At 61.8% G+C, this 13,464-nt stretch carries 1 protein-coding gene; it reads right to left on the bottom strand.

Annotated elements, in window-relative coordinates; all coding sequences use genetic code 11:
* Positions 1-13,359: Ig-like domain-containing protein (locus HK107_RS15475; protein WP_173201434.1), on the bottom strand; the 13,359-nt coding region annotated here is incomplete at its 3' end.
* Positions 13,360-13,464 lie beyond the last annotated feature (105 nt).

The raw sequence follows: 13,464 nt of genomic DNA, 5'->3' as shown, positions 1-13,464 counted from the left end.
CAGGTCATCGGCATCGATCGCACGGATATGGCCCTCGCCCCTCACCGTCAGGTCAGGACCGATCACCAAGGTCTCCGCCCGCACCAGCGTGCCGTTGAAGTCGAGATAGTTCTGCGCCTGGCCTTCCGACGTCTCATCGCCGGAGAGGACGATCTCGCCCGTCCCCACAAGGCTCTGCTCGCCAAGCGCGGTCAGGAACCGGGTGCCCCCGGTCGGAGCCTCCACGGTGAGGAGACTGTCGACCTCAAGGCCCTCCTCCACCGTCAGGGTCTGGCCACCTGAGGCCACACCGCCGAAGCGGGCATCCATGCCGAAGCTGACGTTCCGGTAGCTGCCATCGAAGAGCTCAAGCTCCCCTGTCCCCTCGAAGCGGGTGTTCTCCACCACATCGTCCACAGCCACACGGCCAGCCGAGGCATCGACCATCAAGGTCGCACCGCCATTGTCGAGATCCTCGATCTCGAGAAGGTTCTCAGGCGTACCCACAACCTCGCCGAGGATCCGGATCCGGTCTTCGAAGCCATTGGCAAAGACACGGCCATCGCCAGAGATGGTCACATCCTCACCGAAGGTCAGAAGCTCCCTTGCGCCTGACAGCGTGTTGACGAACTCGATCTCCGACTCGATGCCAAGGACGTTGGCATTGACCCGGCTCATGAAGATGCCGCCTTCGCCGTCCACCGTCTGGGTACCGAAGAAGCGCGCTTCCGCCACACCGTTCTCGCTGTCCTCGAGGATGATCTGGGCACCGTTCGCAAAGGTCAGCCCCTGCTCGATGTCCACACGCCGGGTGCCGTTCGCAGCATCCACCCCAAGGTCGACGCCCAAGGCCACGTTCTCGAGCACCGCCAGCGTGTTGGTCACCTCGACCCTCGAAAGACCATCCGTGGTCGTCCCCGTGATCTCGCTGTCAGCCACCCGGCCGCCGATCTCATCAAGGGTGATCTCCACCCGCGTGCCCTCTGCAGGCAGGTCCGGCGGGGTGAAGACAGAGCCCGCTCCGATGAAGCCGCCAGCCTCGGCCGTGGCGTCTTCCACCACTTCGAGGACCAGCGTCTGGATCGAGCTGTTCTCAGGATCCGTGCTCCTCACGAGCCGGAAGGCAAGGTCGCCCTCAAGGTCGAAGCCTTCAAAGCCGTCAAAGGCTCCTGCGAACGCCTCGCCATTGGTGACGTTGAAGTCCTCCCTTGCGATGACAAAGCTGTCGCCAAGCTCGGCTGCGAACCCGTCGCCCACTTCGAGCTTTAAGATACCCTCAAGGGTGATCGCCTGACGGATGGTCACAAGGCCCGCCGCAGCGTCATCCCCTGCACCATCAAGGCCGATCACCAGCTTTGATTGCTCCGTGAGAAGATCAGCCTGGCGCATCTCGAGGAGACCGCCCGCAAGCGCGCCCACCTCGCCGTTCACCGAGGCCGTGTCCTCGATGCGCAGCCTGCCGCCTTCGGCCACGACCCTGCCATCAATGGCGAAGAGGTCGTTCGTCGAGCGCGAGAAGATCCACCCCTCGCCCCTCACCGTGATGTCCTCGCCGATGGTCAGGATCTCCGACGCACCGGTCACCCCCTGGATCGCAAGGTAGCTCAGGGGATCAGCATCCCCCACGCCGCCATCGGTCAGGACGATCTCGCCTGTGCCTGAGATCTCCTGCTCGCCCTGGAAGCGGAACTCCGTGGTCCGCGACTGGGTGCCCCTGATCTCGAGGCTGCCATCAAGCGCCAGCCCTTCCTGGACGAACACCGTCCTCGATTGGGTGGTGCCGTCCAGAAGGCTGTCCATCGACAGCGAGACCTCTTCGAGGACCGCGCTGGCGAAGAACTCGAGGATACCGTCCGTACCCGCTTCACCCACAAAGTCCGCACCGATGATCCGGGCGCTCTGGCCAACCGCAACAACCCCTTCGGAGCTGTCCACACGCAAGGCACCCGCCGAGCCGTCCCCTTGGGTGTTGTCGATATCGAACAGCGTCAGCGGGCCTTCCGAAGAGCCCTTGGCCAAACCCTCGAACCGGATCGTGTCGTCATTGCCGTTGGCCGACACAGACCCCCAGCCCTCGACAACAATATCCGAGCCAATGGTCAGCTCCTCACGCGCATTCGACGTCGAGGTCAGCTGAAGAACGTTCCGGGCAACACCGCCAACAGCGTTCTCACCAGACAAAAGAACCCGGCCAGAACCCGAAAGCTCCTGCGTACCACGCAGACCCAAAACAGACGTCGAATTAGACCCAGCAACAACAAACTCACCATCAACAACCAAGCCCTCAACCGTCAGGTCACGGCCGTTCGTGAGGATGGCGTTGCCCGTGACAAGAATGCCTTCGGCGCTGCTCGATCGGATATCGACGGCACCTTCACCAGCCACTTCAAGATCGCGGATGGTCGCCGAAGCAATCTCGACGACGGTTCCGGCTGTCGGTGACAGAACAGTGTCTTCAATTGCCGACTGGATGATCAGCTCACCACCTAGTTGCTCGCTGACGACCAGCGTCTCTCCACCATTGTTGATGTAGGAGATCGTCAGCCTACCGCCTTCCGCAATCACTTCATCGAGGAACTGGAAGCGGTCCTGCGCGCTGTTCGTGAAGATCGAACCCGCGCCGCGGACGACCACATCGAACGTCAGCGTTTCGGGCGCATTGAAGTCAGAGCCGGAGAAGCCGACCCAGTTCGTCACTGGACGGAATGGCGTACCATTCGTCTCGGAGAGCACGATCTCCCCAGTACCAGAAACCGTTTGCGGACCATTGAAGAGAAGATAGGCACGGTCGCTAGGCGTTGACTCCAGCGTGATGTCGGCACCCGTGAGGGTCAGGCCGTCGCTGACCTGAAGAAACCCTTGCCGGAAGAAGCCGTCATCATCGGTCTGGATGAGAACATCCGTTTGCAGATCGACACTGTTGAAGGTCGCGCCGCTGTCGTCCACCTGCGCCAGCGGGCCACCTGCCAGCGCATCGTCGATGACGCCGGTAAAGGTGCCCGAAAGCTCCGGCAGGACCGGGTCCGGCGGCAGTTGGCTCCTGAGGAAGAACGAGCCTGCCTCATCCTGGCTGACGATCCTCACCGACAGTGTTGTATCGTCCTGGACGAGGGCTAGGGCTTTGTCGTCTCCGTCTATGTCGAAGCCTTCGATGGCGTCGAAGACGGAGGCGAAGCCGTCCCTTGCCGAGGCGATGACGAACTCGTCGCCGATCTCGCCTGTGAAGCCTGCCTCGACGTCGAGGGTCAGGGTGCCTGCAAGGGCGGCCTCGCCGAAGATCACGATCTGGCCGGCACGGGCATCAAGCCCTGAGCCGCCGAGCGCGATCGTCACTTGGGCATCCCCCGTCAGGGTCAGCTCACGAAGCTCGTTGAACCGGTCCTCGACCTCGAGGGTGCCCGTCCTTGCGATCTCCAGGGTGCCGCCAAAGTCCGCCAGGTCCTCGACCTCGAAGAGGCCCTCGACGATCAGCGTACCCTGGATATCCACCAGGTCATCGGCATCGATCGCACGGATATGGCCCTCGCCCCTCACCGTCAGGTCAGGACCGATCACCAAGGTCTCCGCCCGCACCAGCGTGCCGTTGAAGTCGAGATAGTTCTGCGCCTGGCCTTCCGACGTCTCATCGCCGGAGAGGACGATCTCGCCCGTCCCCACAAGGCTCTGCTCGCCAAGCGCGGTCAGGAACCGGGTGCCCCCGGTCGGAGCCTCCACGGTGAGGAGACTGTCGACCTCAAGGCCCTCCTCCACCGTCAGGGTCTGGCCACCTGAGGCCACACCGCCGAAGCGGGCATCCATGCCGAAGCTGACGTTCCGGTAGCTGCCATCGAAGAGCTCAAGCTCCCCTGTCCCCTCGAAGCGGGTGTTCTCCACCACATCGTCCACAGCCACACGGCCAGCCGAGGCATCGACCATCAAGGTCGCACCGCCATTGTCGAGATCCTCGATCTCGAGAAGGTTCTCAGGCGTACCCACAACCTCGCCGAGGATCCGGATCCGGTCTTCGAAGCCATTGGCAAAGACACGGCCATCGCCAGAGATGGTCACATCCTCACCGAAGGTCAGAAGCTCCCTTGCGCCTGACAGCGTGTTGACGAACTCGATCTCCGACTCGATGCCAAGGACGTTGGCATTGACCCGGCTCATGAAGATGCCGCCTTCGCCGTCCACCGTCTGGGTACCGAAGAAGCGCGCTTCCGCCACACCGTTCTCGCTGTCCTCGAGGATGATCTGGGCACCGTTCGCAAAGGTCAGCCCCTGCTCGATGTCCACACGCCGGGTGCCGTTCGCAGCATCCACCCCAAGGTCGACGCCCAAGGCCACGTTCTCGAGCACCGCCAGCGTGTTGGTCACCTCGACCCTCGAAAGACCATCCGTGGTCGTCCCCGTGATCTCGCTGTCAGCCACCCGGCCGCCGATCTCATCAAGGGTGATCTCCACCCGCGTGCCCTCTGCAGGCAGGTCCGGCGGGGTGAAGACAGAGCCCGCTCCGATGAAGCCGCCAGCCTCGGCCGTGGCGTCTTCCACCACTTCGAGGACCAGCGTCTGGATCGAGCTGTTCTCAGGATCCGTGCTCCTCACGAGCCGGAAGGCAAGGTCGCCCTCAAGGTCGAAGCCTTCAAAGCCGTCAAAGGCTCCTGCGAACGCCTCGCCATTGGTGACGTTGAAGTCCTCCCTTGCGATGACAAAGCTGTCGCCAAGCTCGGCTGCGAACCCGTCGCCCACTTCGAGCTTTAAGATACCCTCAAGGGTGATCGCCTGACGGATGGTCACAAGGCCCGCCGCAGCGTCATCCCCTGCACCATCAAGGCCGATCACCAGCTTTGATTGCTCCGTGAGAAGATCAGCCTGGCGCATCTCGAGGAGACCGCCCGCAAGCGCGCCCACCTCGCCGTTCACCGAGGCCGTGTCCTCGATGCGCAGCCTGCCGCCTTCGGCCACGACCCTGCCATCAATGGCGAAGAGGTCGTTCGTCGAGCGCGAGAAGATCCACCCCTCGCCCCTCACCGTGATGTCCTCGCCGATGGTCAGGATCTCCGACGCACCGGTCACCCCCTGGATCGCAAGGTAGCTCAGGGGATCAGCATCCCCCACGCCGCCATCGGTCAGGACGATCTCGCCTGTGCCTGAGATCTCCTGCTCGCCCTGGAAGCGGAACTCCGTGGTCCGCGACTGGGTGCCCCTGATCTCGAGGCTGCCATCAAGCGCCAGCCCTTCCTGGACGAACACCGTCCTCGATTGGGTGGTGCCGTCCAGAAGGCTGTCCATCGACAGCGAGACCTCTTCGAGGACCGCGCTGGCGAAGAACTCGAGGATACCGTCCGTACCCGCTTCACCCACAAAGTCCGCACCGATGATCCGGGCGCTCTGGCCAACCGCAACAACCCCTTCGGAGCTGTCCACACGCAAGGCACCCGCCGAGCCGTCCCCTTGGGTGTTGTCGATATCGAACAGCGTCAGCGGGCCTTCCGAAGAGCCCTTGGCCAAACCCTCGAACCGGATCGTGTCGTCATTGCCGTTGGCCGACACAGACCCCCAGCCCTCGACAACAATATCCGAGCCAATGGTCAGCTCCTCACGCGCATTCGACGTCGAGGTCAGCTGAAGAACGTTCCGGGCAACACCGCCAACAGCGTTCTCACCAGACAAAAGAACCCGGCCAGAACCCGAAAGCTCCTGCGTACCACGCAGACCCAAAACAGACGTCGAATTAGACCCAGCAACAACAAACTCACCATCAACAACCAAGCCCTCAACCGTCAGGTCACGGCCGTTCGTGAGGCGGCCTTCCGCGCCTTCATTGATGTCGATCCCCGCGGCATTGCCGCTCGAGAAGTCTACGGATCCAGCACCGCCGATCGTCACGTCACGGATGGTTGCGCTCGTCACTTCGACCGAAGTCCCCGCGACGGGCGACAGCACCACATCCTCGACAAAACCCCCGAGGATGATTTCACCATCAACACCTTCGGTGAAGTCGAGCGCTTCACCGTTGTTGTTGATGTTGTTGATGCGCAGCGTTCCGCCTTCGGCGATGACCTGGCCATCAATCTGCACACGGTCACCGAAGCCATTGGTCCCTAGCGTACCGAAACCTCGGATCGTCAGGTCTTCATTGAAGACAAGTGTCTCCGCAATGTTGAGGGTACTCAGTGCCGTGACGAAACCGCCTTCATCAAGCTGCAGTGTCCCGGAACCGGCAACCGTTCCGATGTCAGCGCGAATGTTCAGCGACTCGCTGCCCGATGTCCCATCGCCACCAACAGCGAGGACGTCGTCAATCCGCAGTGCGGTCTGCGCCGTGACGTTGCCAGTGACCCGAGCTTGAGCGTCGATCACGACGTTATCTATGGTCCCGAACCCACGGAAATCGGCCCGGTCGCCCGTTGCATCGTCACTCGCTGTGATCGTCGTGTTGAGGAGGACGCCGCCGTCCTGCACGAACTGACCGTCAGATGCGTCGATCTCGTTCGCGTCGAGCGAGCCGAAATCAAGCTCCAGCGTTCCGCCAAGCCGGATGCGGTCAACCTCGACAGGGTTGAACGTGAAGGAGTTGAACTGAACGGACGCGCCGTCATCGACAACGATCAGGACGCCGTCATCCTCTGTCGGGAGAGTTCCGGACTGCCAGTTCGACGCGGTGAACCAGCTTCCGCCAGCGGAGTTCGAGAAGACTGCCGTGGCGTCGGCGACTTCAAAGCTCTGGGTCAGCGCATCGCCGCCAATGGCATTGCCTGCAAAATCGGTCGCGCCGGATAGATCGGCGTCTACCGTATACTCCCCGACAGGAAGGTCGAGGAACACGTACCGCGCAATGCGGCCCTCCGCCGAGAGGATGATGTCGTCCGCCTCAAGGACCGTGTCAGGGGCACCAGCTTCGGTCAGCGTAAGGTCGCCGATATCGACCGTGTCCGGGTCGACGGGCTCAGAGAAGAGCACCTGCACAACGCTTTGCCCGGTCAGCGCGAGCGAGCCATCTACAGGCGTGACCCGGACGATTTCAGGCGGCGTGATGTCCTCGATAATGTCGAACGTCAGCTCTTCGGAGAGCGAGCTGTTGCCGCCCGTATCGGTCGCGCGCACCTGGACGGTGACGGTCTCCGCGCCGCTGGCTAGCGACGGGATGTTGAAGAAGAGATCGAACGGCGCGGAGAGGTCATTCGACACGACCTCGCCATTGACGATCAGCTCAACCGAGCGGACCTGAACATCGTCTGAAATGTCCGCATCGAGATTAAGGCGTGTGCCTTCCTCGACTTGCAGTCCGTCAGTGTCCGGATCGGCATCGATCACATCGGAGTCGATCGAAATGGTCGGCGCTTCGCCGGCTGTATCGAAGGGGATGAAGTTGATGACCTTGAGGCCACCACTTCCATCGGCGACGAATGCGAGACCACCTGCGAGTGCGACGCCCTCGGCCCTACCGTCGGTGTCAAACGTCGTGACGACGTCGAATGTCTCACCGGGGTCGGAGACGTCGAGCACCTGAAGACCAAACTGGCCCGCAGCAACGGCTGCGAGACCTGATCCGTTCACGACGGTTTCGAGGTTACCTGCCGCGGCATTCCCTGTATCGATGTTGGAGATCAGTTGCAGGTCGCTTGCGTCACTGACGTCGAAGGTGATCAGACCACCGCGTTCTAGCGGCCTGGTGCCTGCGATCTGGCTGGTGGCGATGCCGTTCGAGACGAACGCAACGCCGTCTGACACGAAGACCTGGAAGTCTTCGAAAGGCTGACGCCTGACGGGAGGTGTCGGGATCGAAATGCTGTCGATCTCGGTGAAGACTTCACCGTCGAAATCGTAGGAGACGAGGCGCTGATTATCGACGACAGCGAAAAGGTTCTCGCCGTCAAAGGCGATCGAGCTGATCTCGCCAGCAACATCGACCTCGCCGAAGACCTCGCCGGTCACTGCTCCGATGACAGACAGATTGTCACCCGCAGCGATCACAAGCCCGTTGAGCGAGATAACGGCGTTGACCGAACCCGCTTCGGTCACGGTCCTGACGAGCGTTGGCTCCAGAGGATCGGACACGTCGACGATGTGCAGGCCGACGGAGCCGGCGGCAACGAAGGCGAGGCCGCGCGCATCATCGGCTGTGGCCTGTACGTTCGTACCCGGAAGGTCGATCTCACCGAGAAGGATCGGCGCCTGGAAGTCGGAAGCGTCGATCACCGCAAGGCCGTGACTACCGGTCGCGACATAGGCGGTCTGCTGGGAAGTGTCCTCGACCGAGCCGATGACCTCCACGTCGAGAGCCTCGCCCTGCAGCGCGACCTGACTGATCAGGCCGGTCGGGAAACCGAGTCCATCAAGCGGGTTGAGGCCCTGGTCCAGCTCGGCGCCATCCTTGATGCCGTCACCATCCGTGTCGGCATCATCAGCATTCGTACCGATAATGCCTTCTGCGATATCGATGATACCATCACCATCCGTATCAACGAAGTTTTTGACTCGCTCATACATTGGAGACGCTAAAACGGTTTCGAGCCCAGCGAGATTAGAGGTTCCCTCGCTGACACCGTAGAGACCCCTCTCATGGTCGTAAAATTCGATCACGTACGGAGTATCAGGCGGAAACCCATCGATCCGGATACCGCTCTCCGAGAGAAGCCCGCGACGGACGATGCCATCATAGCTTATTGCGTAGTAAGTTCCCGGTTCGTATTCATAGACCGCCGCAGATATATCCCCGACGGCGGATACGATCTCGGTGACCGACTCTCCTGCTTCAATTGCTGCAGCTTCGATCTCTTCGAGCTCCGAGGCCAGATCAGGCAGAGGTTCGTTAAGCACCGAAAGGTCGGACAGAAGCTGGTCAATATCGCTTGAAAGCGCGTCGCGAACATCATCACTAGGCACACCGCTCTCATTCAGTATGGAGAGGGTCGGTCCTTTAATGGCGAGGTCATCGACATTGAGTTGGGACAGGTCATAGGAGTCTTTGAGGATGTCCTCGAACGCGTCGAAAGCAAAACAGAATGCTTTCAATCCGTTAGCCTCAAGCTTGCCGGACGCAAGCTCAAAAAGTTGCTTCACCTTCGAACCGACCCTGTTTCCAAGGTCGGCCGCATCGCATCCGAGACCTGCCCAGAAACCAAGCTCCTGGCACTCGCTCTCTTCGACGCTATCGCAGATACTCTTCAGAGTGCCGCTAAGCTCGACCAGCGTACAGGCAGCGCTGAAGACGCTGTTCTTCTCAAGAAAGTCCTTCGCAGCATTGTATAGATTTGCGTAGATATCCTTGAACTGATCTTTTATGACAGAGAAGGACCTTAGGACGACCTCCGCGGACTCCCCAGAATCGATGGCCTTCTGAAGGTCACGCAGCGCTTTCGCACCATCGAGAGCTATTTTCGTCAGTTCCGCGATCAATTCTCCAGCGCGGAACAGTGTTTTCGCAGTGCCCGCCGGGGAAAGGTCCGCCGCTAGGCTAAGGACCTGCTTAGCGATCGATGTGATTGTATCCAGATCGGTAAGTCCGACTTCGTCCTCGCAGGGAGGTTCGTCCTCTGGAGCATCTTCGTTCTCGGGCTCTTCAGGGCCGGTCGCCGGGCTGGTCGGCTGATCGCCGACAAACTTCCACCCCAGCGTGTTCACGCCCGTGTCGCCTTCGGAGATGATGGTTTCTCCGTCATCGGAGACAATGCCTGTACCCGTCTGGACCCATTCGCCTGCGTCGTGATCGAAGCTCATGATCGGAAGCTGCGTACCCGGAGCGTCTCCGTTGAGGTTGGGTAGCTCGATCTGGGCCTTGCCTGAGACGTTGATCGCTTCCCCAGCCGAGACCGTGAAGACATAGTCAGGGTCAAAGCCCGGAGGGGTCGGTGCCGGGATACGGTCGGGCGAGAAGGCAAGGACCGTGACGCTTTCGGCGGGGTTGCCTTCATCGTCGATGAGGCTCCCCTCAGGGATCACCACCTTCAGCTTCTCGAACTCCGCCGGATCGACGTCGGGCAGGATCTCCGCCAGCTGCGCCTTACCGAAGTCACCGAGCCCGGCTTCCGTCGCGCCGTCCTCTGCGATCGGGGTCGCGTCGGTCTCCGGGAAGGCAGCGAAGTAGATGTTGAACGGCGTGCCATCAGGCGTCGTCATGCCGACGGTCTGGCCTGCGATCGTGTGCACAGGCTTGACAATCGTTCCGTAGGAGAAGCCTGTCTCGGCCGTCACCGGGGTCGCGTCGAAGTGCAGATAGGCGTCCGGAACCGGCAGGTCCTCGAGGAAGAACCGGCCGTTTTCATCCGTAGTCGTCGTGACGCCCGGAAGGCCAACCACCGAGACGATCACACCCTCCAGCGGAAGGTCCGAGCCATCCGGCGCGCGGTTGTTCGAGTCGAAGATGAAGCCTTCGATGTTGGTGTTCTCAACCCGGGTCAGGGTGACCGTCGAGAACTCCGACTGCAGCATACCGCCAGACGCGCCATCGCCGTCGGCATCGACGTTGGAGCCATTGGCGCCCATCACCTCATCGCCATCAACCATGACGCGGATCTTGGTGCCCGAGGGCATCAGCTGATCGGGGACGAAGGTGATGATCTGCTTGTTCGGTGAGACGAAGAGCTGGCCTTGCTGCTGGACGCCATTGGCCATGACCTTGACGGTATCCATCGACACCGTATCCGGATCAATCGGCCGGTCGAACTCAACGGTGACCTTGCTCTCAAGGTTGACGAGGTCATCACCATCGGTCGGGCGCACGGCCACGATCCGCGTCGGTGCAGCAACGGTGAAGTCGAAGCTTGTGTCCGTAGCGAGATTGTTCCCTGCAAGGTCCTCCACGCTATCGGCGATCCGGACCGTGTACTCACCATCCTCCAGCGCTGCAGGCAGGTTGAGGCGGATGGTGCTCGCATTCACCCGGACGATGGAAGAGATCTCGACAGGATTATCCTCGCCGTCGAAGACCTGATAGGCGCTCCTGACAGCGGCGCTCGGGCCCACGGGCTCATCGAAGCCGATGCGGATCGAGGTTGGCGCAGTCGTCAGCGTACCCGTCGGGCTCGACTGGACCTTCGGCGCGGTCAGGTCCGGGCCACCTTCGACCACATCGGTCACCGTGACCGTCAGGAGCTGCGCCGAGCTGTTCGTTCCGTCAGAAGCCGTGACCTCCACGAGGTAGGCATTGTTGGAATCCGCGTCGCCCGGAGCCTCGAAGTCAGGGGCAGCATTGAAGGTCAGGAACCCGTTGGCATCGACCGAGAACAGGTCGCCGTCAGCTCCGCCGGTGATCGAATAGCTGACATCATCCCCATCGGCATCGCTGGCGATCGCTTGATAGCCCGTGTCCGTCGTATTCTCTGCGACAGAGACGCCCGTCGCGCTCGTGAACACTGGCGCATTGTCGTTGAGCCCGGTCACCGTTACCACGATGTCCTGGCTGACCGACGTTTCTCCTGCAGTGGCCGTGACCGTCAGGTTGTAGACATTGTCTCCGCCATCGTCGCCCGGCGCCTCGAAGTCCGGGGCATCGGCGAAGGTCAGGACGCCTGTCGCAGGATCAACAACGAAGAGGCCTGCATCCGTACCGCTGACCGAGAAGACCACATCCTCTCCGTCTGCGGAGAGAGCGGAGAAGGTCTCGACCGCCGTGCCGTTCTCGGCAACGGACACACTGCTCCTACCGCTGAGCACAACGCCGCCGATGGCGCCTTCGGTCGTGGTGCCGCCAAAGTCTTCGGGGTCGATATCCGCGCCGTTTGATGAGACTCCGAGTCCCGATCCGAAGACGAGGCCCGCAAGCTCCGTACCCGCGACAGCGCCGAACGCGACGCTACCTGCGCCGCCGATGGCCGTGATGCCAGCGTCCGCCAGGGCCTGGGCATTGGCCGCCGACAGGGTGACGTTCTCGCCAAGGTCGATGAAGGTTACGCCCGAGAGATCAAGCTCTGCAAGGTCGATCGTTCCCGTACCGACAAGCCTCAGGATCGCCGTTCCGTCGCCGACCACTTCCTCGACCCCGCCATCGCCAAAGTCCTCAGCGGAGGCCGTGACGTCGGAGTTCAGGATCAGCCTCTCGATCGAGATGAGGTCAGCCTGGGACAGGTCGATGTCGCCATAAGTGACGAGGCTGTCCATGCCTTCGCCGCCGTCAATTACTTCGCCAGATACGACATCGCTCGTGGCCTGGCCGTTGAGGCGGTCGAGGGTCAGAACGCCAGAGATATCGACGCCCTGCCCGCCTGCATCGGTGATATCGCTCTCGGCATACTCGTCAGCACCCGTCGTGCCGACGGCAACGACAACATCGTCACCCTCGCCGCCAGAGACGGAGTCCGCCCCTTGACCGGCAAAGGCCACGTCAGCGCCTCCGCCGAGGTTCAGCGAGTCAGCGCCTTCGTCCGTCGCGACGCTGTCCGCGCCATCGCCTGCATTGACGGTGATGTCCTCGTCCTGACCGGAGAGGTCGAGCGCATCGTCGCCATCCGTTCCGTCGACCGTGAAGCTTGCAGCATCAGTCACCGTGATGGTGACCGCCTGCTCCGTGGTATCTTCCCCATCGGTCACCGAGACCGTCAGGTCATAGACATTGTCCCCGCCATCATCGGCAGGCGCTTCGAAGTCTGTCCGGCCGTTGAAAGTCAGCTCGCCTGAGGCCGCGTCAATCGAGAACAGCGCAGCGTCCGTGCCTGAGATCGAGTACGTCAGCCCGTCGCCATCGGCATCGGTGGCCTCGGCCGTAACCGCGACCGTGCCGCCCTCGGCGACACTCACGGCGGCATCAGAGGTGAACTCCGGCGCGTTGTTCGCAGGAGACGGGGGCGGCGGAGGAGGCATCATGCCGCCATCGCCATCTTCCTCGTCGTCATCATCGCCCGTCGCGAGGCCAACGATGATCGCCAGACCAGCAAAGCCAGCCGCGATCAGGAATGGGGTCCAGCTGAAGGTCGATGCGCCTTCGGTAGCGAAGGCAGGGGCCTCCTCCGACATCTCCTCGGCGTTCGGACCTTCGACATAGAGAGCGTCTTCCCGGGGGGTCGTGCCGGCCAGAAGCGCGGCCGATTCCGCCGCAGGCTGAGCAACGAAGAGAGCCCCGTCCTCGCCGATCTCGAAAGCGCTGTCGTCAAACAGGGTCAGGCGGCCATCTTCATGGCGCACCTCGAGGAGACCGTCTTCACGAAGGTCAAAGCTCTCGATACCGACCATTTCGGATTCGTCGACGAAGCTGACAACCCTGCCGCCCTCCTGAGCAGCGAAGGCCTTGGTCGCGAGAAGCGCCGTCACCGACGCAGAGGCCGTGAAGGCGCCCTTGCCCTTCTTCTTCCTCTCCTGACCGCTACCGAGACCCGAAGGCTTCAACCGGTCCAAAGCATCCCCTGCTTCAGACACACTTTCGCTATCTCCCGCGAACACGCGGAAGCCATCGCCGTAACGATCCATGATGAAGACCCCTCTTCTCTCCCTGGCCCGCCGAAAAGCGGCGGTTATGGTTAACGTCCCACAATGTCGCAGGCGGCTCAATGATGAGTTGCAGTGAACACTGAA

This window comes from Parvularcula mediterranea (assembly GCF_013085255.1).
Taxonomy (GTDB): Bacteria; Pseudomonadota; Alphaproteobacteria; order Caulobacterales; family Parvularculaceae; genus Parvularcula; species Parvularcula mediterranea.
This window is presented reverse-complemented; position numbering and strand designations above follow the sequence as displayed.